This is a genomic window from Psychrobacter sp. bablab_jr014 (assembly GCF_016464015.1).
GTDB lineage: Bacteria > Pseudomonadota > Gammaproteobacteria > Pseudomonadales > Moraxellaceae > Psychrobacter.
Window position 1 is genome coordinate 112858 of record NZ_JACDXT010000012.1, and the last position, 21093, is coordinate 133950.

At 46.1% G+C, this 21093-nt stretch carries 17 protein-coding genes; 10 read left to right on the plus strand and 7 right to left on the minus strand.

Annotation, left to right across the window (positions count from 1 at the left end; genetic code table 11):
* Positions 1-33: 33 nt before the first annotated feature.
* The 9 genes from cysM to JIE71_RS03875 all read left to right on the plus strand — a co-directional run bounded on the left by cysM (position 34) and on the right by JIE71_RS03875 (position 11693).
* The gene (gene cysM, locus JIE71_RS03835) at positions 34-972 is read left to right on the plus strand and encodes a cysteine synthase CysM (RefSeq protein ID WP_199507406.1); all 939 of its coding nucleotides are present in this window, start codon (positions 34-36) and stop codon (positions 970-972) included.
* A gap of 77 nt (positions 973-1049) precedes the next feature.
* A complete protein-coding gene (locus tag JIE71_RS03840) occupies positions 1050-1859 on the plus strand; it encodes a 3'-5' exonuclease (RefSeq protein ID WP_199507407.1) in 810 nt (269 codons plus the stop codon).
* A 401-nt stretch (positions 1860-2260) separates the two neighbouring features.
* On the plus strand, positions 2261-3301 hold the full coding sequence (locus JIE71_RS03845) for a Bug family tripartite tricarboxylate transporter substrate binding protein (RefSeq protein WP_199507408.1): 1041 nt from the start codon (positions 2261-2263) through the stop codon (positions 3299-3301).
* 116 nt (positions 3302-3417) lie between these two features.
* Entirely contained in the window at positions 3418-3873 is a 456-nt protein-coding gene (locus JIE71_RS03850; protein WP_199507409.1) for a tripartite tricarboxylate transporter TctB family protein, read from the plus strand.
* Between the two features lie 5 nt (positions 3874-3878).
* Positions 3879-5381 carry a tripartite tricarboxylate transporter permease gene (locus JIE71_RS03855; RefSeq protein ID WP_199507410.1) on the plus strand — a complete coding sequence of 501 codons (1503 nt, stop codon included), beginning with the start codon at positions 3879-3881 and terminating at the stop codon, positions 5379-5381.
* 197 nt (positions 5382-5578) lie between these two features.
* Positions 5579-7093 (plus strand): 23S rRNA (uracil(1939)-C(5))-methyltransferase RlmD, encoded by a 1515-nt coding sequence (gene rlmD / locus JIE71_RS03860; RefSeq protein ID WP_199507411.1) that lies wholly within the window; start codon positions 5579-5581, stop codon positions 7091-7093.
* Positions 7094-7575: 482 nt separating this feature from the next.
* Positions 7576-10092, plus strand: a complete 2517-nt coding sequence (locus JIE71_RS03865; protein WP_199507412.1) for a RelA/SpoT family protein — start codon at positions 7576-7578, stop codon at positions 10090-10092.
* Between the two features lie 120 nt (positions 10093-10212).
* A complete protein-coding gene (mutM, locus tag JIE71_RS03870; protein ID WP_199507413.1) occupies positions 10213-11082 on the plus strand; it encodes a bifunctional DNA-formamidopyrimidine glycosylase/DNA-(apurinic or apyrimidinic site) lyase in 870 nt (289 codons plus the stop codon).
* A 161-nt stretch (positions 11083-11243) separates the two neighbouring features.
* Positions 11244-11693, plus strand: coding sequence for a hypothetical protein (locus JIE71_RS03875; RefSeq protein ID WP_199507414.1), 450 nt, complete (start codon positions 11244-11246; stop codon positions 11691-11693).
* Positions 11694-11810: 117 nt separating this feature from the next.
* Here JIE71_RS03875 and typA read toward each other — a convergent pair whose 3' ends face one another.
* Together typA and JIE71_RS03885 are read right to left on the minus strand one after the other, a co-directional pair.
* Positions 11811-13652 (minus strand): translational GTPase TypA, encoded by a 1842-nt coding sequence (gene typA / locus JIE71_RS03880; protein ID WP_199507415.1) that lies wholly within the window; start codon positions 13650-13652, stop codon positions 11811-11813.
* 325 nt (positions 13653-13977) lie between these two features.
* The gene (locus JIE71_RS03885; protein WP_199507416.1) at positions 13978-15189 is read right to left on the minus strand and encodes an OmpA family protein; all 1212 of its coding nucleotides are present in this window, start codon (positions 15187-15189) and stop codon (positions 13978-13980) included.
* A 589-nt stretch (positions 15190-15778) separates the two neighbouring features.
* Between JIE71_RS03885 and JIE71_RS03890 the strand changes: the two genes are divergently transcribed.
* Positions 15779-16381 (plus strand): GspH/FimT family pseudopilin, encoded by a 603-nt coding sequence (locus JIE71_RS03890; RefSeq protein ID WP_228284531.1) that lies wholly within the window; start codon positions 15779-15781, stop codon positions 16379-16381.
* 147 nt (positions 16382-16528) lie between these two features.
* On the opposite strand, the gene pdxJ is transcribed toward JIE71_RS03890, so the two are convergent.
* From pdxJ to JIE71_RS03915, 5 genes are all read right to left on the minus strand, one after another.
* Positions 16529-17275 carry a pyridoxine 5'-phosphate synthase gene (gene pdxJ / locus JIE71_RS03895; protein ID WP_199507418.1) on the minus strand — a complete coding sequence of 249 codons (747 nt, stop codon included), beginning with the start codon at positions 17273-17275 and terminating at the stop codon, positions 16529-16531.
* A gap of 88 nt (positions 17276-17363) precedes the next feature.
* Entirely contained in the window at positions 17364-18092 is a 729-nt protein-coding gene (gene recO, locus JIE71_RS03900) for a DNA repair protein RecO (protein WP_199507419.1), read from the minus strand.
* A gap of 24 nt (positions 18093-18116) precedes the next feature.
* On the minus strand, positions 18117-19187 hold the full coding sequence (era, locus tag JIE71_RS03905; protein WP_206767391.1) for a GTPase Era: 1071 nt from the start codon (positions 19185-19187) through the stop codon (positions 18117-18119).
* A 265-nt stretch (positions 19188-19452) separates the two neighbouring features.
* Positions 19453-20247 (minus strand): ribonuclease III, encoded by a 795-nt coding sequence (gene rnc, locus JIE71_RS03910; protein WP_199507420.1) that lies wholly within the window; start codon positions 20245-20247, stop codon positions 19453-19455.
* Positions 20248-20473: 226 nt separating this feature from the next.
* Positions 20474-20869 carry a DUF4845 domain-containing protein gene (locus JIE71_RS03915; RefSeq protein WP_199507421.1) on the minus strand — a complete coding sequence of 132 codons (396 nt, stop codon included), beginning with the start codon at positions 20867-20869 and terminating at the stop codon, positions 20474-20476.
* Positions 20870-21093: the final 224 nt, after the last annotated feature.

Consider the following 21093-nt stretch of genomic DNA (forward strand, 5'->3'; position numbering starts at 1 on the left):
TTATTTATTACAATTTGCCATCAAGGATGCGTTATGTCTTCTCAGCCCACAAGCAATGCCACCTTTATTACCCAAACCACAGCGCTTGCCGACTGTGTGGGTCAAACGCCATTGGTCAGATTGCACCGCTTGCCAACCGAAGAAGGCATCAGCGACAACACGCAACTGCTTGCCAAGCTAGAAGGCAATAATCCCGCAGGCTCTGTAAAGGACCGCGCCGCATTCAATATGATTTATCAAGCTGAAAAACGTGGCGACATTACCCCTGGCGACACCTTAATCGAAGCGACCAGCGGCAACACAGGTATTGCCCTTGCCATGGTGGCAGCGATGCGTGGTTATCCCATCATTTTATTAATGCCAACCAACTCAACCCAAGAGCGTAAAGACGCGATGAAAGCCTACGGCGCGACCTTAATTGAGGTGGATGAAGGTATGGAAGCGGCGCGTGACAAGGCACTGCAAATGCAAGCGGATGGCCTAGGGGTGGTGCTGGATCAGTTTAATAACGCCGACAATAAAGAAGCCCATTACTTAACCACAGGACCTGAGCTGTGGCAGCAGACCAATGGGCGCATCACCCACTTTGTCAGCTCAATGGGCACCACTGGCACGATTTCGGGTGTGGCACGCTACTTAAAAGAACAAAATCCTGAGATTAAAATCATTGGCCTACAACCTGATGAAGGTGCGTCTATTGCTGGTATTCGCCGCTGGCCTGCTGAATATATGCCAGGTATTTTTGACGCCGAACTGGTTGATGAGGTGATGGACGTTGACCAAAGCGTCGCCGAGCGCTATATGCGCAAACTTGCCCGTAGTGAAGGCGTTTTTGCAGGCGTGTCCTCGGGCGCAGCGGCGTGGGCAGCGATGCAGATTGGCGCGGCGAATCCTGATGCAGTAATCGCCTTTATCGTTTGCGACCGTGGCGATCGTTATCTATCGACGGGACTGTTCGGCGTTGAGGACTAATCTTTCTTCTTGTCTGTTTATATGTTTTGGTTTGAGGCCGCATCCTATGCGGCGACCGCCTTTGTGTAGGAAATACGATGACCCACGATTTGCCATACAATCCCGTTTTGGTTTTTGATATTGAGACTGTCGCCGACATTGAAGCGGCGAAGCGTATTTATCCTGAACTGATGGGATTAAACGATGATAACGCCTTAAGCGCGCTAAAATCCTTGCGCATCCAAGAGTCAGGGCACGATTTTATGCGTACACCGCTCCAGCGGATTGTTTGTATCTCTGCTTTATATATTAAAGACGGACAAATCAAGCAGCTGTTTTCTTTAAGCTCGGAGCAGTTGTCCGAATGCGAGATTTTACGCAAATTTTTTCGAGCCTTCAGCCAATTTGATGACCTGCCGCAACTGGTCAGTTGGAACGGTTCAGGTTTTGATCTGCCTGTACTTATGTATCGTGCCATGCTGTATGACTTAAGCGTGCCTTTATTGTTTGAAGAAGGCGATAACGCGCGCGATATGCGCTTTGATAACTACGTTAATCGTTATCACAGTCGCCATTTAGACCTCATGGATCGCTTTAGTCAATTTGGCGCCAGCCCTCGCCAGCCTATGGATGTGGTCGCAAGCCTCTATGGCTTACCTGGAAAAACCGATGTCGATGGCAGCATGGTGGGGGATTTGGTCGCGAGCGGTGATTGGCAGACCTTAACCACTTATTGCGAAAGTGATGTGTTAAACACGTGGCTGATTTATCTGCGTTGGCAACGCTTGACTGGAAGGCTAAGTGATGAGGCTCACGACGCATGGAAAGAAAAGACAAAAGTCTATCTAAAGTCCATTACAGATGATGATGGTCAATATCGCCATCAAGCATTTATTATGGATTCATAAGCCCTTACTTTGCGTACAAACATACATATATTTATATAAATATTTTACTAGGCACTTGTTTTGGTGCCTTTTTTATTCCATAATCGGCAAAGAGATGCTGGTTAACCAATTGCATGGAAGCGAAACCGCCCTCATTCTGCACGCCGCTTCTACTGCACTTCATCTGTTAGATTCACAGCCCTCTCTATTTATCTTAATTTAGATAACCTAAACATAATGTCTATTATTTGCTTATGTTTATTGGCTATGCGCGTACTGTTTGCACCCTACCATCCACAGTATGCAGCATAGCCTTAAAACTATTTTGGGGTGCATATTCATCAATAAATGCTCATGCGGTAATAATCATTGGTATGCAATGCTATTATCTTTAGCATGATTTAACACACAAGGAGTGTAGTGTGAAAAAACTATCCTATTTGGCGCTTGGCCTGTCTGTTCTTTCCCTTACCGCGTGTAATAATGCAAGCAATGAAACTGCTGCTGGTGCTGATGCCAGCGCGAGTGCTGAAGGCTCTTTTGAAGGTCCATCACGTCCTGAATGTATCGCTCCTGCAAAGCCAGGCGGCGGTTTTGATTTGACCTGTAAGTTGGCACAAAGCGGTCTAAAGGATACAGGTATTCTTGAAAGCCCAATGCGCGTTACCTATATGCCAGGTGGCGTTGGTGCTGTGGCGTATAACAAAATCGTTGCTAACGACCGCGCAAATGAAGACGCGATTATCGCCTTTTCAACTGGCTCTATCCTAAATTTATCACAAGGTAAATTCGGTCAGTTCACTGAAAAGGACGTTCGCTGGTTAGCAGGCGTGGGTACAGACTACGGCGCTGTTGCAGTAAATGCTGACTCACCAATGAAAAACTTAGACGATCTCGTTGCTGCTCTTAAAAAAGACCCTAAATCTGTAAGCTTTGGTGCTGGTGGTAGTGTGGGTGGTCAAGATTGGCTACAGACCGCTATCTTGGCAAAAGCTGCTGGTATCGATCCTAAAGACATGACCTACGTCGCTATGGAAGGCGGCGGCGAAGCCATGACTGCGGTTATGGGTAACCACGTGACTGCGGTGAGCTCAGGTATTGCAGAGCTGATGCCACAAGTGGATGCTGGTAAACTACGCGTGCTTGCCGTATTCTCTGATGAGCGTCTAGAAGGCAGCCTCAGTGAACTACCAACCGCAAAAGAGCAAGGCTATGATGTGGTCTGGCCTGTTGTCCGTGGTTACTACATGGGTCCAGATGTGAGCGACAGCGCGTACAACTGGTGGAAAGAGAGCTTCGATAAGATGCTTGCCGATCCAAAATTTGCTCAATTACGTGAGCAGCAAGAACTCCTACCCTTCTCTATGACAGGCGAAGAACTACAGCAGTATGTCTACAAACGTACTGGTGAGCTGCGTGAATTGTCAGCTGAGTATGGTCTGACTGAGGCTGGCGCCAAGTAGTCTCGTTAAGACCCCATCCCCTTAATGATTGAATACTCAAATTTATAGTATTTATCGAAGGTTGACAGATGCCATATCTATCAACCTTTTTATTTCAAAATTTAAGGAATACTTCTATGACAATGGAACGTGTGTTCTCGGGACTGATGGGACTGTTTAGCTTATTTTTAGTCTATTTGGCTATCGGTTATGTCGCTCCTATCGCCTACGACCCAATTGGTCCACGGCCATACCCTATGCTGATCTTCGGCTTGTTGGCACTCATGGCGCTATTTGTTGCCTTTCGTCCAGCAAAATTCGCCAAAGCGATTGATTTAGGGTACAACAAAGTCGTCATTCGTAACCTTGTATTGTGCGTCAGCGCATTACTCATTTATAGTTTAATTTTTGAGCCGCTAGGCTTTATTGTGGCTACCGCCCTGATGTGTTTTGCGGTTGGTTTGTTATTCGCAGGCAATCCTATTAAAAGCCTTATTTTCTCAGTTGTGATCAGTTTTGTACTCTATGCCTTATTTGATATGGCACTAGACGTTATTCTGCCACTCGGAATTTTATCAGGAATAATGGGGTAGCACTTATGGATACTTTTGATTTTTTAATGCACGGTTTTTCCGTGGCAATGCTGCCTAAAAACTTACTGATTGCGCTTATTGGTGCATTCATCGGTACGATTGTAGGTATGTTACCTGGTCTTGGCCCGATTAACGGTGTGGCGATTCTATTGCCCTTTGCCTTTGCCTTAGGTCTGCCGCCTGAGAGTGCGCTGATTTTGCTGGCTGCGGTATATTTGGGCTGTGAGTACGGTGGTCGTATTTCGGCTATCTTGCTGAACGTCCCTGGTTCAGCGGCAGCAGTGATGACCTCGCTTGATGGCAACCCGCTGGCCACGCAAGGTAAAGCAGGTATTGCCCTTTCTATCTCAGCGGTCGCATCGTTCTTTGGTTCGACCATTGCGACAGTGGGTGTGATTTTGTTCGCGCCTTTATTGGCAAAGTGGGCAGTATCCTTTGGCCCTGCAGAATACTTTGTATTGATGGTCTTCGCGGTGACGTGTTTGAGCGGTTTGGTCGGCGACCAGCCTGTCAAAACAGCGGTTTCTGCCTTGATTGGTTTGGGTCTTGCGACCGTTGGTGTTGATGCCGTGACAGGTATTTACCGTTTCACTTTCGACTCAGTTAACCTAGCAGATGGCATTCAGTTTACGACCATCGTTATTGGTTTCTTTAGCGTCAGTGAAATTCTAATTTTGCTTGAGCGCACCAGTGTCGGCGGTAAAATCGTCGAGCAAGGCAAGCGCAGTTTATTTAACCTAAAAGAGTTTACCTTTGCCTTTGGCTCAATGATTCGCAGTGGCATCATGGGCTTTTTCGTTGGTATTCTGCCAGGCGCAGGCGCGACCATCGCCAGTGCAATGACGTATGCCAGTGAGCGCAAAATTGCAGGCGACGAGGGTAAGTTTGGTGACGGCGATTTACGCGGCTTAGCATCACCAGAAGCGGCAAACAACGCATCAGCATGTGGTTCGTTTGTACCCATGTTGACTTTGGGTGTACCAGGTTCTGGCACGACGGCGGTTATGATGGGTGCATTGACCCTTTATAACATCACGCCAGGCCCACAGCTATTTACTGAGCAACCTGATATTGTTTGGGGTTTGATTGCGTCACTGTTTATCTGTAACGTGATTTTGCTCGTCATGAACATCCCATTGGTTGGCTTTTTCTCAAAGCTACTTAATGTACCCAACTACATCTTGATTCCATCAATCGCAGCCATCAGCTTCGTTGGTGTGTATTCTATCAACAGCACCACGTTTGATATGGTGTTTATGGTTGGTTTGGGTATCTTTGGTTACTTCTTACGTAAGCTGCACTTCCCACTATCAGCGCTTATTTTAGGCTATGTATTGGGTGAGCTTATGGAGTCTAACCTACGCCGCGCACTATCTATCTCGCAAGGCGAATTGTCTATCCTTTGGGGCAGCCCAATCACCATGTCACTATGGGTACTTGTGGTATTGATGGTATTTATGCCCATCATCCGCAAAATGTACCGCAAACGCTTTAAAAAAGCGGCGTAATGTATCAATAATATCAATCGACTGAGTGACACCAATAGCGACCCTAAGCGGTCGCTATTTTTATGCCTGCGCGTTTTATCTATGCAATTGCACAGACAGCCGCCGTTGTCATTGGCATTCTATGGTAAAATTGCTGCCATTCATAGTGAACCCATTTTTACTGCCAATTCAGGCAGTTGACGACTATAGGCAGGTTTATGCAACCCACCGATTCAAAACGCGCCGCTAAGGCAAACGCTATTATTACCCCACCGAGCAAGAAAAAATCAAAGCCGTCATCCAAGGTGCGCCGCCGCTTAAAAGACGCAGCACCTGTACCGTTTGTCATTGATAGTCTATCGCATGATGGTCGCGGTGTCGCAGTCTATGGTAACGGCTACAGCGAACATGAGAGCCACATCACTGATAAGCATGGGAAAAAGGTCTTTGTGAGTTTTGCCTTGCCTGGTGAGCACGTTGATGTGCAGCTGACCAACAGCCGCAACAGCTTTGAAGAAGGTGACGCGGTCGCCCTACTCAGCAACCCCAATCCTGAGCGTGCTACCCCGCCCTGCCCGCACTTTGGCGTATGCGGTGGCTGTAGCTTGCAGCACTGGCAGCCTGATGGGCAGATTCATTTCAAACAGTCTGTCCTTGCTGAGCTGCTCGCGCACCAAGCCGATATCCAGCCTGACAACTGGCTACCACCTATCGTGGGTGACCGTTTGGGCTACCGCACTAAAGCGCGTTTGGGCGTGCGCTATGTCGCCAAAAAAGACACCGCGCTTGTGGGCTTTCGTGAGCGCGCCAGCAACTTTTTGGCAGAATTAAACGAGTGCCACATTTTAGATGAGCGCATTGGCTTTGAGATTGAAAACCTAAAGGCACTCGTCAGCAGTTTAGAAGGTCGCAGTACTATTGCTCAATTAGAGCTGGCAATGGGTGAAGCACTGCCCGAGCTGCCTGATGGCAATCAACCTGTTGCGCTGATTGTGCGTCATCTTGAGCCGTTATCAGACAGCGATATTGACAAGCTCAAAGCTTTTTTTGCCGAGCGTAATTGGCAGCTCTATTTGCAGCCGAAAGGCGTGGACAGCATCCACCGTGTGGCACTGCATGCGGACGATGATACCAGCCGTCAGTTTGGACGCTTGTATTATCAGCTGCCTGAGTATGACTTGACCTACGAGTTTATTCCTACCGACTTTACACAGGTCAACTTATCGGTAAACCGTCAGATGACTAAGCTGGCGTGCGAGCTGCTGAACTTAAAAGCAGGCGAGCGCGTGTTGGACTTGTTCAGTGGTTTGGGCAATTTTAGCTTACCACTAGCACGTCTGGTCGGTGAGACAGGTAAAGTCATTGGCGTGGAAGGCAGTGATGCGATGACTGAGCGCGCCGCACACAATGCAGCACGCAATGGCATTGAGCATGCAGAATTTTACACCCAAGACCTGACTCAAGATTGCTCAAACGAGCCATGGGCAAACCAAGGCTTTGATGCCCTACTTATCGATCCGCCGCGCTCTGGAGCGTGGGAGATTATGCAATACCTGCCCAACTTTAATGCTGAGCGTATCGTCTATGTGTCTTGTAACCCTGCCACACTCGCCCGCGATACCAAAGCGCTGCTCGATAACGGCTACCGCCTAACGCATGCAGGGGTGATGGATATGTTCTGTCATACTGGACACGTTGAATCGATTGCCCGTTTTGAAAAAATAAAAGACTGATTATCGAGGTTTTGAGGCAAGGTAGAGTCAGTATGTGTGATGGCGCATACTGACTGTCTTATTACTGTCATCATTATACATTACCCTATATGGCCTTATTAAAAGGCAAAAGTCCGTCTTTAACATGGTACTGTATTACGTTATATGGCAGGATAATTACAGTTTATCGCTTGAATTGTAACTTTGAGGTGACATAATAGCAGGATAAGTGACCAAGGATTGGCTGCTTCTTTAGAATATGTACTGAATCCCTGTGACATGTTTAGGGCGTGTTGAAAATTTTCACCAACCACACTTTTGTTATCAGATAAACTTTTAGTTTCATAGCCATAACGCGGTTTGGCAATGACGCATCGTCGTATCTGCACGTTATAAAAGTCTATTGCTGGCATGGCGCATGGATAAGTACCTATTAAACAACTGATACAACACGAATAATAACGAGACAACTATTGTCCCTAAATAGCTAAGAGGAGTCGGCTATGGTCAAGATTCGAGAAGGGCTACCATTGGTAGATGGACAAACGACTGAGGCAGACAGCGCGACCTCAGCAGCTCAGCTGGTAGCCAACCAACGCTCGCATCAATCTGCCAATAGCTACGCACAAGTACCGTTTGATATTAAAAAACAGCTCAGTACTCACAAACTCCATACCACCTTTGATCGCTCTGAACGCTATGCGCCCTTAGAAGACAGCATTTTTGATGAAAATGCCTTAACGTCCGATGATCTTGCAGCCATCGCTGATGACGATACTGATCAGGCCAACATTGACGTACCTGCATGGCTTGATAATGTGGCCAAGCGTATTGGTCAAGACAGCGTGCCTGATTTGGCTTTTGCCTGCGAATTTATCCGTAGCCGTATGAATACCAGCAAGTCTGAACGCTCGGGCGCTTATGTCACGGGCATTGGTATGACGGATATCTTAACCTATTTGTATCAAGATGAAGATGCGCTTGTCGCGGCGATGCTGTACCGCAGTGCGCGCAAACGTCTGATTAGCATGGCAGATATTGAGGAGCGTTTCGGCGCTCAAGTGTCTACCTTGGTAAAAGACACGCTCGCCATGGGGCAACTCTCTGAGATTATCGAGAGTAACAAGCGCCTCGAAGATCACTTTGTAAACAATCAGCGTGACCAGCTGTCAAACATTTATAGCATGCTCATCTCTGTCACCAACGATGTTCGCGTGGTGCTCATTAAACTTGCCGAGCGCACTTTTGCTATGCGAGAGCTGTCTTTTGGTGGCGAAGAGCGTCAACGCCGTGTGGCACGTGAAGTGATGACAATTTATGCGCCTCTCGCCCACCGCCTTGGCATAGCCCAGCTAAAATGGGAGCTGGAAGATTTAGCATTTCGCTATCTTGCACCTGAGCGCTATAAAGAAATTGCCAAGCTGTTGTCCGAAAAACGTAGTGAGCGCGAAGCCTATATTCAGCGCGTTGAAGACAAACTGTCAGAAGCACTAGACAATGCAGGCATTGCTGGTGAAGTGTCTGGGCGCGTCAAACATATTTATTCTATTTATCGCAAAATGAAGCTCAAAGGCTTGTCCTTTGACCAACTGTACGATATCCGTGCGCTGCGCGTGCTGGTAGACAATCCTTCTGACTGCTATCACGTTTTGGGCTTGGTGCATGGCTTGTGGCGCTATATTCCTGAGCAGTTTGATGACTATATTACCAACCCAAAACCCAATGGCTACCGCTCACTGCATACGGCGGTGATTGCAGAAAATAAATCATTAGAAGTTCAGATTCGTACACACGAGATGCACTTTGAAGCAGAACTGGGCATGTGCGCCCACGTCAACTACAAAGAAGGACTCAAGAATAAAAAAGACAATTATCTGAACCAAAAAATCAGCTCTTTGCGTCAGTTGCTCTCTATCAATAACGAAGTGCGCAATCAGCAAGGCAAATCTATTGATGGGGACGATACGCTTGATTTAGACGATGATGAACAAACCGTTGATTTTGATGGTCTTGAGCGTATTTATATCTTTAGCCGTGATGGTGATATTACCGAGCTGCCAAAAGGCGCAACGGTACTCGATTTTGCTTACTACGTGCATACCCAAGTGGGTAATCGTGCTCAAGCGGCGCGCGTCAATCAGCGCTACGTGCCCCTCACCTATTTGTTAAAAACAGGTGAACAGGTTGAGATTATTACCAAGTCTTCGCGAGAACCCAATCGCGATTGGTTGGTTGCCTCACTTGGCTATATTCATACCAACCGCGCGCGCTCCAAGCTGCGTCAATGGTTTAATCGCCAAGACCGTGATAAAAATATCGAAATTGGTCGCCAAATGCTAAGCAAAGAGTTGGAACGTCTTTCTGTCCATCCGAACAGCATTGATTTAAACGACTATTTGCAATACTTTAACGTCAATACCACCGATGACATTATCGTCGGTTTGGTAACGGGTGAGATAGGCATGAACCAGCTGACCACGCACATCTCGCGTCAGCTACAGCTCGAGCCTGAAAAAGACGATGAGGATTACACCCCCAGTGTCGACCCCAAATCAACGGGGAAACTGGACGCCTATAAAATTTGTATCGATGGTCTAGACAATATTGATATCAGTTTGGCAGGCTGTTGCCATCCTGTACATGGCGAGCCTATCTCAGGCTATATCACTCAGTCGCGTGGCGTCAGCATTCATAACCGTGGCTGCCCTGAATATCTGCGTCTGATTGAGCGTGACCCTGAGCGTGAAATCAGCGCGGCATGGAAATCTAAATCAGGCCGCTACCAACCCGTAGATATTCATATCGAAGCTTATGATCGCCGTGGTTTACTGCGTGATTTGACCCAAGTGATTGATAAGGAAAATGTCAATATCCGACAGGTTGAGACCCTTAGTAATGATGAGAATATCGCTTTTTTAAAGTTCCATGTTGAGGTATCGGGTTTGGCGCACTTGTCCAAACTTCTGGCAAAACTTGAGCAGCAACCTGGTATTTTGCATGCCCGCCGCGCTGTTGTCTAAGCCAGCTTTAGCGGTGATTGCCGCCCTTACAACTTTCACAATCAGCACGGCAGCCACCATGATGGTTGCCATGCGACATGACCTTACTTGTTTTTGATTTATTTGCCGTATTGGGACGCTATGCCTGAATTACCTGAAGTTGAAACCACCAAAACCAGCCTCAAGCCCTTACTTGGACAGAGAGTAGTCAACGTACAAGTTTTTCAGCCCAAACTGCGCTGGATGATACCGTCTGATTTAGACAAGCTTATTGGCTATCACCTTGAGCAAACAGAGCGCCGTGCCAAATATTTAATCTTAACGTTTGCTAAAGATAACACTCCACCACTTAAATTAATTGTCCATTTGGGCATGTCGGGCAGCTTGCAACAGCATCCAGCAGATAGTAAAAAACGCAAACACGATCATTTGATATTTACCTTTGACAATCAAAACGGTGTGCTTAATCAGCTGCATTATCACGACCCAAGACGCTTTGGTGCGGTGCTGTGGTTTGATGATTACGCGCACAAATTGTTCGACCACTTAGGTAAAGAGCCACTCGATGACAGTTTTGACGCCGAGCATTTATACGACTTGATTCAGCGCACACATTCAGAAAAGAAGCAGCGCCCTATTAACAAACCCATCAAAGCCGTCATTATGGAACAGCAGAATGTGGTGGGTGTGGGCAATATCTATGCAACAGAAAGTTTATTTTTGGCAGGCATTCATCCTGCAACCCCTGCCGCTGCCATCAGTCAGGCGAAAATTACAGAATTGACCGCGCATATTAAAACCATCTTGGCACGAGCGATTGAGCTTGGCGGCTCGACCTTGCGCGATTTCACGGTTGCAAGCGGACAGACAGGCTACTTTCAACAGACGCTGCATGTTTATGGAAAAGAAGGTGAGCCATGCCCTACGTGTGGCACTACTTTAGCAAATGAAAAAATTGCAGGACGCGCCAGTGTTTATTGCCCTGTTTGCCAACCATTCACGCCATCATAACAATCGCAAATCCCATAATAAATCTTGCAGAAAAGTGTATTTTTGTTGCTTATTAATAGGCAACTTGCTTTAATAGAAATGTATAATGCGCCCAACACCGCAACACATGGCTACGCTTTTGGGCAGCACTTTTATCTATTTATCAGTTTTAGGACAGAATCATGATAAACAATGCCCTACATGTGCCAAAATATGGCCTTGCTACCCATATTGCCAGCTTGATAGCGGGCGCGGCTTTATTATGCGCCAGCCTACAGTCCGCCAATGCCGCTATTGAGATTGATGAGAGCGACTTTGGCCCTTCTTATGAGACGATGGTCCTCGATACAGTGGTTGGTAAACCTTTAGGTTTGGTAGCGGCAGTGACAGGTACTGCCGCCTATATTGTGAGCTTGCCCTTTTCCTTAATCGGTGGTAACGCCGATCAAGCCCAAGAAAAATTGGTGGTTGAGCCGTGGAACGCCATGGGACGCTGCTTGGGTTGCAGCGTGGCTGAGGATAATTATTACAAGTCCCAAACCGCTGATGATAATGTGGTACGTATCGTGGTCGATCGTCCCTCTGAAGTGCTTATCAGCACCAATGACAATGTCATCGTCACCCCGCAGTAATGAGTCTATAACCTATACGATACTATTACGCATAACAATTAAGTAGATTATCCATAACATTCAAGCGTAAAAAAAGGCTAACTAAGGTTAGCCTTTTTTGTGTCTAATGAGACTGTATTACTTCTTACGACCGTGACGCTTACGTTCGCTTTCAGTCAAGAAGCGCTTACGCATACGGATTGATTGTGGCGTTACTTCTACCAGCTCATCATCTTCGATGTATTCAAGCGCTTGCTCAAGCGTGAATTTAACTGCTGGTGTTAGCGTCAACGCTTCATCTGTACCACTTGCACGTACGTTGGTCAACTGCTTACCTGTGGTTGGGTTAACCACCATGTCATCACTACGTGAGTTCTGACCAACAATCATACCTTCGTAGACTTCAAGCTGTGGCTCAGCAAACAGCTTACCGCGTTTTTGCAGGTTAAATAGTGCGAAACCTAAGCAAGTACCATTGGTCATTGATACCAAGACGCCATTACTACGGCCACCAACATCACCGACCTTTTGCGGGCCATAATGTGAGAAGCTTGAGGTCATGATGCCTGAACCTGAAGTTAGGGTCAAAAACTCAGAACGGAAGCCAATCAAACCACGTGCTGGCATGGTCGCCTCAATACGCATACGACCTTTACCGTCCAGCTCCATATTGGTCATTTCGCCTTTACGCAGACCCACCTGCTCCATGATCGCGCCTTGATGCTCTTCTTCCACATCAAATACGACGTTTTCATACGGCTCTTGTAGCTCGCCATCGATCTCTTTTACGATAACTTCAGGACGCGATACACCCAGCTCAAAGCCTTCGCGGCGCATATTTTCAATCAATACTGATAAATGCAGCTCACCACGGCCAGAGACTTTGAACTTCTCAGCAGACTCTGTGTCTTCAACACGTAGTGCCACGTTGTGAATCAGCTCACGCTCTAGACGCTCACGGATGTTACGTGACGTCACAAACTTACCTTCGCGACCTGCAAATGGTGAGTTGTTAACTTGGAAGGTCATTGATACCGTTGGTTGATCAACAGTCAATGGTGGCAGTGCTTCAACGTGGTTAGGATCACAAATAGTGTCTGAGATGTTTAGCGCATCGATACCTGTGATACATACGATATCACCTGCTTGCGCGTCTTCAACATCGACACGCTCAAGACCATGATAACCCATGATTTTTAGGATACGACCGTTACGGGTGTTGCCTGCTTTATCAATGACCGTCACTTGCGTATTGGTGCTTACTTTACCGCGTTGGATACGGCCAATACCGATAACACCAACAAAGGTATTGTAGTCGAGGCTTGAGATTTGCATGCGGAAAGGCGCATCTGCTTCTACTTGAGGTGGCTCAACCACATCAACGATGGTCTCAAACAGTGGCGTCATGTCGTCCGCTAGGTTGTCCGCTTCAAGACCAGCAATACCATTTAGCGCTGATGCGTAAACGACTGGAAAGTCAAGCTGCTCATCAGTTGCGCCAAGATTGTCAAACAAATCAAAGATTTGATCCATGACCCAATCAGGACGTGAGCCTGGACGGTCGATTTTGTTGATAACTACGATAGGCTTTAGGCCTTGTTCGAAAGCTTTTTGAGTTACAAAGCGGGTTTGTGGCATAGGGCCATCAACCGCATCAACTACCAATAGCACACAGTCAACCATTGACATAACGCGCTCAACCTCGCCACCGAAGTCGGCGTGGCCTGGGGTGTCGACGATGTTGATGCGGTATTCAGTGTCGGTTTTTGGGTTTTGCCATTTGATAGCGGTGTTTTTTGCAAGAATGGTAATACCACGTTCTTGTTCGATGTCACCTGAGTCCATTGCACGCTCAGCAACGTTTGCGCGGTCACCGAAAGTGCCTGATTGATGCAATAATTTGTCAACCAAGGTGGTTTTACCATGGTCAACGTGGGCAATGATTGCAATGTTACGCAGGAGTTTAATATCGTTCGCCATATAAAATGCTCGTTTCGTCTTAATAAAATGCAGTAGCAGTAAGCGCTGCTGGATAAACTGTTGTGATTAATCAGCCAGATAATTTACTGTGCTGATCTCTATACACCAATACAGTAAAAGCAAAACATCCACACCGATACATCCATCGTATCGTCAGCCATGCTCGACACACTCCGCTTAGCTACAAAGTGTTTGGGCGGCTAGTATAACATCATTGTCAGTCAAGTTTATGTAATTACGCAATTATCTTGTAGACATAAACAAAAAAAGCTGCCGTAATGGCAGCTTTTTTGTACTAAAGGATTATCTAATCCGCTATTGCGTCTTATTGGATAACCATGTCTTTAGTTTGGTTAACAGTCATGGTTTTGTCACCAGTGATGATGGCATATACACGACGGTTCATTGCACGACCTTCTTCAGTATCGTTTGGTGCGATTGGACGGTCATAACCGTAACCTACAGTTGATAGACGGTTTGGTGCAACACCAAATTCGTTAGTCAACATAGATTTAACAGCCATAGCACGTGCTTCTGATAGGCGTTGGTTGTAGCTTGCTGATGGACCAGTTTTTGAAGCGTGACCTTCGATACGCGCTGTAGAGTTTGGATACTCACGCATCTTCTCTGCTACTTTAGCGATTTCAGGCTGGTACTGGCTCTTGATGACTGATTTGTCATTGTCAAAGAATACGCGCAGTTCCATTTTTAGCTCATCAGTAACATCAACAGTGACTGGGCAGCCACGTGCGTCAACGACTTGGTTCATTGGGGTATTCGGGCACTGATCGATGCTATCAGGTACGCCGTCGCCGTCAGAGTCCATGTCTTCTTCAACTTCGTCTACGATGACTACTGGCGTTTCGACAACTTCAGGCTCTTCCATTGGTGGTACAGCAACGGTTGGTGCCAAGTGACCACCTAGTACAACTTCTAGACCTGCTAGAGCCATACCTTCCCACCAGTCTTGGTCGAAGTTGTGGATAGCACGGGCTTCACCACGTAGGCTTAATGCGTCGTTGATGCGGTACATAGCACCTAGACCTAGGTTACCGATGGTATCGGTAGATTCTACAAGTTCTTCACCAGCGGCAACGCCATTGTATGCTTCTTGGTTCTCAACTTCGATTTTAGAGCGACCTGCACCAACCAATACGTATGGTTTTAGAGCATTGTCAGTGTAACCTGTGAACTCTTCAGTACCGATCAAGAAATTACCAGAGATTGTCTCTTGTTCAACATCAAATTCTACATCGCTACCATCGATAACGCCGTCATTGTTTGCAACGCCGTATTCGACTTGGAACTGTGTAGATGGGGTAAGCTCGACACCTAGTGCAGCACCAGTGTACAGACCATTTTCTTTATAGATACCGTTGTCATCACCGTTTACGTCAAACAACTCACGCTGTTCATCGTCTGCGCCTTCACTGTAGTGATAGCCTAGTAATAGTGGGCTAATAGTCACGCCAGCGTTTGCTGATAGTGGTGCCGCAGCAACAGCTAACAAAGCGATAGCAATTTTGTTAAGTTTCATGAGACTTCCTCCAAAGGATAATTTAAGTGATGCGTCAAGCAAGACTACATACTAAATGCTGCAATTAAACATTTCTTATCAATGTGTAATCAAACAACAAAACCAATTAGAAAGTAGCTTATCGACTATCAATTCAGTTTACAACTTTTTTTGTAAGGCAGCTACACAATATTACACGACCGCGTTAGAAGAAGAACACATTGATGTACATTTGTGAATGGATATAACCCACTCTTGCACTGTTGTCTTCTTCGTGCTAAACGCTGCAATAAAGCGTAAACATGACTTGCTCTTGTTTTGCTGATTTTAATACAGACAATTTTTTTTCTCTATCACTTGAAGAACAAATTCACCAATTAAAACATTTTTTGACATTGTCGATATATTTCGTATATATTCATATAGCAAACATTATTTCATTTAATTTAAAACAAATCATGGAAGCTTCTTATTTTAAAATTTATCTGGCGCGAGAGAAATACAGATAAAATATTTATTTTTATCTTATAGTTACCTTAGCACTTGACTGTTTCACGTTTCATGGCAGCAGTAAAACCTTATTAACCTATATTAAAAAAACAACCACAATATGTACATTTATCGACCAAATACTATAGGTGACTCTTTTGTCTGTTCAAACAGAAGATACATATCTTTGCATTCAGAGCAGGGATTGACACTTATTGAAATGCTCATTACTGTCAGTATTTTCACGATTTTAGTCACTATGGCGACTCCTTCTGTAGCCAATATGCTAGCGTCTCAAGAAGCAAAAACCATTCGACAAGCGCTAGAAAATACCATACGCGAAGCAAAGGCCGAGAGTCTGTCGCGGCGTCAAGATATTCATTTATGTTTGACAAACAGCGCAGGCAGTTGTGATAAAGAAGGCAGTAATGCGCTGCTGCTATTTATTGATAATGACGACGATAATACCTATAGCGCCGCCAATGACACGCTCATTAAAAGGCATGGACTTATGCTTAAACATGCCACCATACATCTACGTGCAGGCAATCGAGACTATATACGCTTCGCTGGTGATAGTGGTATGCCGCGTGGTTTTATGGGACATATCAAGTATTGCCCAATAGCGAGTAGAGTCCAGCAAAAATACAAAGTTTCTTTTAGCATGACAGGTAAGGTCACTTATAAACCAGACAGCGTCGCCGAGCCTACAGATTGTGCGTAATCATCGCCACAGCTTATTATCACTCATTAAAAATTATCGTTTGTTAAAAACCTTCATGCATTAAAAACGCCTATCAATCGTAAGCTGATAGGCGTTTTGTGTTTAAGTGATACTGTCAATGTGTCATTACTACGCTTTATAGCAATGTCATTGCATCGCCGCCTTCATACGCTTAACCGCTTCTGCCAAACCCACAAAAACCGCATCAGCAATCAGTGCGTGGCCGATATTAAGCTCATAGATGTCTTGAATATCAGCAATCGCACCGACGTTATCACGTGTTAGGCCATGCCCTGCATTGACAATCAAGTCAGGCGCTTGCGTTTTGGCAAAGCGCACGGCGTTACGAATACGCTCAAGCTCCTCTGCTTCAGCAGCAGTATCTTTGGCTAAGCCACACTCAGCGTACGCTCCTGTATGTAGCTCTATAGCATGCGCGCCGCAGTCAATCGCCGCTTGAATCTGCGTGTCATCGGGGTCGATAAATAGCGATACTTTTGTGCCTGCATCGGCCAGTTGTTTAATATAAGGTGTCAGCCACTCCACTTGAGCTGCAACATTAAGTCCGCCTTCGGTCGTGAGCTCTTCGCGCTTCTCTGGCACAAGGCATACCCAATATGGCTGCACTTCTAGCGCGATTGCCAGCATCTCTTCGGTAGCCGCCATTTCTAAATTTAGACGTGTGGTTAACTGCTTAGCAATCGCGTACACATCGGCATCTTGGATATGGCGGCGATCTTCACGTAAATGAATCGTGATGCCATCTGCACCTGCCTGCTCGCACAGTAGTGCTGCTGCTAGTGGGCTTGGATAATCAACGCCGCGCGCTTGGCGCAATGTGGCAACGTGGTCGATATTGACACCCAATAACGGGCGCTTTGACGTCTCAGTCATTACAATCTCCTTGTTATTATTTTTACTGACTATTCGTTATCGTCACTGTTTGACTTCAATCTGTTATAGCGTGGGTCAGGCTGCCATGTTATTGCTGTGCATTTTGATAACGCTGCTGCTGCTGCCAAAGCAGGCGACTTTGTAGCGGTTGATGATCTAATAAATGATCAATCAGCAATCGATACAGACGCGACCACACTGCGACATTGCTTGCAGTGATGTTGGTTTTTGCCATATCCACAATGACTTGACCTAAGAACACATCAGAACGGCTTAAAAATGCCAATTCTGCATCATCCGGTACCGCTTGCCAGCCACTATCAGACATAAACTGATAATGGCGCTCACGGCTGATAGCCGTCTGTGTATGGTCTTGATGCAGCGCCACACTAAAGCCCAAATGCGCGAACAGTGCTTGCTCAAAACGGCGCAGGATGCATTTTAGCTCGGTATTATCTATTGAGGATTTAAGCTGCTGCAAGCTGTCTTGATACACCTGCCATAAGTCAGGCATGGGATCTTCTACAGGCAAAAGTCGCCAAAGAATTTCATTAAGATAAAGGGCGGCGTATTGCTGCTGCCCTTGAATGGCTTGATAAGAGGTCGTATCTACACTAGGTGCAATGCCAATTTGGGTAAAGGTTTTTAGCTCGCGCTTGCCTGTCGCAAACAGCTGTAAACAAGTGAATAATGGCGCGCCTTTTTTGCCCACGCCATGTACCACGCCATGCTCTTTAGAAAACAGGCAATACAAAGCGCGCTTTTCTTGGTAGGCGCGCTGGTGTAATAGATAGCCTGTCAGAGATTCATTGCGCATGGCAGCTCTTTAGTAGCGTTTCAATTAATAACCCAAGCTGGTTAAGGCGCGCTCGTCATCCGACCAGCCGCGCTTGACTTTTACCCACAGGGTGAGCATGACTTTTTTATCAAACAGCTGCTCCATGTCTTTACGAGCATCCATACCCACTTGCTTGATGCGCTGCCCTTTTTCACCAATCACAATGGCTTTTTGACCACTACGCTCGACATAGATGGTCGCATCAATAAAGGTGCAAGCACGGCGGCGACGGCCTGTTTTGGGGTCGGTATGCGCCGCTTCGTCTTTAAACTCATCAATCTGTACGGTCAAATCATACGGTACTTCATCACCAGCACTGCGCATGATTTTTTCACGAATAATTTCACTCGCTAAAAAGCGCTCTGAGCGATCAGTGATTTGTTCGGTATCATAAATCGGCGCAGCAACAGGCAAGTGTGACGCGATAACTTGCTGCAAACGCTCAAGGTTTTGATTCTTGAGTGCCGAAACAGGTACGATATCAGCAAAGTCAAAGCTGTCATTAAAGGTCTCAATCAACGGCAAAATGCTGCCTTTGTCCTTGATGGTGTCGGCTTTATTAATCACCAACACAACGGTTAAGTCGGTCTCACCCAGCTTTTGCAAAGTCAATAAGTCGTCTTCGCGCCATTGGTCAGAATCAACGACAAACAGTACCAAATCCACATCAACAAGCGCTGACACAGCGGCTTTATTCATACGCTCATTAATGGCGCGTACTTCGTTGTGATGAATACCTGGCGTGTCTACAAATACCGCCTGCATCTCACTGTTGGACAAGATGCCATGAATACGGTGACGCGTGGTTTGCGGTTTACGTGAGGTGATGGACAGCTTTTGCCCAAGCAAATGGTTCATCAGGGTTGATTTGCCCACATTCGGACGACCAACAATCGCCACATAACCTGCTTTAAAGTCAGGCGCAAGTGCTTGTGTGCCGCTTGAAGCAAAAAAAGCATCAATCGTATTGTCATTGCTTAAATCACGAGCGTCGCTGTTCACTGATGAATCAGCGGTATCCGCTACAAAATCATCTGCTGGAAGGTCGTTAGTGCTGTCGTTTTGGTTGCTCATGGGTCAATCCTATGGCGGTATCAAAAGCGCGCTGATATCAATCGGATAAAGCAGCACGCTGTCAATCACAATAATAAAAAGAGTATAAAAAGTTTAGGGCGTGTCCCTAATTCAAGCGTTTATGGCTAAATGGGCTAAAAATGGCTAAATCTTTGGCAAACGGTGTCAAATAGCTGGCCAATATCTTGATATTGCCTACGCTATTTTCCTTGTTTGCCTGCGATTTATCTCATTTTTATCACCATTTTTAAAATAGGGCCACGCCCTAGCGTTTTTTGCTGGCGTTTGGCAGTTTGTGCAGCTGATTAATCATCAGTTCAGCCGCTTTTTGTTCCGCAATACGGCGGCTCTCACCCGACTCGACAATGTCAGGACAGCCTTTGAGATTCACTTCACAGCGTACCACAAAGATTTGATGCGGGGCATTGCCTTGAGTTTCGACCAATTCATAATTGGGCAAATCAAACTGCTTTGATTGTAGCCATTCTTGCAAGCGGCTCTTGGCGTCTTTGAGCATTTTTTGGTTGTTAACATTGTCAATCAAGTCACCATACCACGCAAGTACGCAGCGACGCGTCACCTCAATATCTTGACTGTCCAGATAAATCGCGCCGAGTAACGACTCAACCGCGTCTGCCAAAATAGAGGCACGGTTGCGACCGCCACCTTTACGCTCGCCCACACCCAAAATTAGGTGATTGGACAGCTCAAGTTTGTGCGCGATGGTCACCAAAGACTCTTGGCGCACTAAGGTCGCGCGCATTCTGGTCAAGCGGCCTTCATTTTGTGTGGGATAACGGTGATACAGTGCCTCGCCAACAATCATACCCAACAAGGCATCGCCCAAAAATTCCAAGCGCTCGTAGTTTTTCTTGCTGTCAAAAGAGCGGTGCGTCAATGCCAAGCGTGGCAAACTTGGGTCTTCAAAGACATAGCCCAACTTGCGCGTCAACACCGCTAAACGCTGTAGAAAATCAGCGCTGACAGGGACTACTTCCGTAGCGGGGGTATTTTTTTTGGTAGCGGACGTCGCTTTATATTGGGGTGCAGTTGATTTCATGCGTTGCTTTTTGGCTATCCTATAATTGTTCGCAGTAAATAAATATCAGTAGTGCTTAACACCATCTGTATAACTACAGATAATGGCACAAATGGTATGGTGCTGTATGAGTGAATTGTTGCATCCCTTTTGCAGATTTGCTACTGCTCTTCTGCATGATTGGGCGCAATGTATAATGCTTAACGTGTGTTAGTGTTATATGCGTGCGCTTATCTGGCTTTGTCAGTTATTCTGCCGCTGTGGGCGCAATATCCCCTTCAAAACGGTTGACGATATCGACATTACCAAAGAAATTCTGCGTTTTTTCATACTGTTTGTGAATGGCTAACTGACCTACTTTTTTATCTTTAAATGTAAATATCTCTTTTGCTGTGGTGTCATAATCAGCATTTATTTGCAGTTGCTTATCTACCTTTGTCGTAAATTCTTTGGCACTTAAGCGCTCTTGATTGGCTTCATGCAGCTCGCTTTCGAGCATTTTAGTTAACTGATAATCGCCAATTTGCGCAGGGACAATAGCAGCCAGTAGCTTACCCGCCACGACAAGACCAATCACCAAGGCTATCACGCCTGTGACACTCGCTCCTTGTTGCGCTTTTAAACCACTTGATAAACCTGTCATAACGGCTCCTTGTCGTTTCTTGATAAGCGCAAGTGCAAATTGAGCAGCGCTGCTGTAATAATGATAAGTATCTAGGGCGTGTTGAACATTCGACCATGGCACTGACAGCGACTATTTTTTAGGCGATTCGATGTTAAAAATAATAAGTTTAGTCATTCTAAGCGTTTATTTTTAACGATGAAGCGGCAAAAAAGAGTCCTGTCCCTGCGGGCTGATGCTAAAAT

Coding starts and splice junctions, on each gene's coding strand:
- cysM (WP_199507406.1), top strand. CDS start 34: ATGTCTTCTCAGCCCACAAGCAATGCCACCTTTATTACCCAAACCACA.
- JIE71_RS03840 (WP_199507407.1), top strand. CDS start 1,050: ATGACCCACGATTTGCCATACAATCCCGTTTTGGTTTTTGATATTGAG.
- JIE71_RS03850 (WP_199507409.1), top strand. CDS start 3,418: ATGACAATGGAACGTGTGTTCTCGGGACTGATGGGACTGTTTAGCTTA.
- JIE71_RS03855 (WP_199507410.1), top strand. CDS start 3,879: ATGGATACTTTTGATTTTTTAATGCACGGTTTTTCCGTGGCAATGCTG.
- rlmD (WP_199507411.1), top strand. CDS start 5,579: ATGCAACCCACCGATTCAAAACGCGCCGCTAAGGCAAACGCTATTATT.
- JIE71_RS03865 (WP_199507412.1), top strand. CDS start 7,576: ATGGTCAAGATTCGAGAAGGGCTACCATTGGTAGATGGACAAACGACT.
- mutM (WP_199507413.1), top strand. CDS start 10,213: ATGCCTGAATTACCTGAAGTTGAAACCACCAAAACCAGCCTCAAGCCC.
- JIE71_RS03875 (WP_199507414.1), top strand. CDS start 11,244: ATGATAAACAATGCCCTACATGTGCCAAAATATGGCCTTGCTACCCAT.
- typA (WP_199507415.1), bottom strand. CDS start 13,652: ATGGCGAACGATATTAAACTCCTGCGTAACATTGCAATCATTGCCCAC.
- JIE71_RS03885 (WP_199507416.1), bottom strand. CDS start 15,189: ATGAAACTTAACAAAATTGCTATCGCTTTGTTAGCTGTTGCTGCGGCA.
- JIE71_RS03890 (WP_228284531.1), top strand. CDS start 15,779: ATGTACATTTATCGACCAAATACTATAGGTGACTCTTTTGTCTGTTCA.
- pdxJ (WP_199507418.1), bottom strand. CDS start 17,275: ATGACTGAGACGTCAAAGCGCCCGTTATTGGGTGTCAATATCGACCAC.
- recO (WP_199507419.1), bottom strand. CDS start 18,092: ATGCGCAATGAATCTCTGACAGGCTATCTATTACACCAGCGCGCCTAC.
- era (WP_206767391.1), bottom strand. CDS start 19,187: ATGAGCAACCAAAACGACAGCACTAACGACCTTCCAGCAGATGATTTT.
- rnc (WP_199507420.1), bottom strand. CDS start 20,247: ATGAAATCAACTGCACCCCAATATAAAGCGACGTCCGCTACCAAAAAA.
- JIE71_RS03915 (WP_199507421.1), bottom strand. CDS start 20,869: ATGACAGGTTTATCAAGTGGTTTAAAAGCGCAACAAGGAGCGAGTGTC.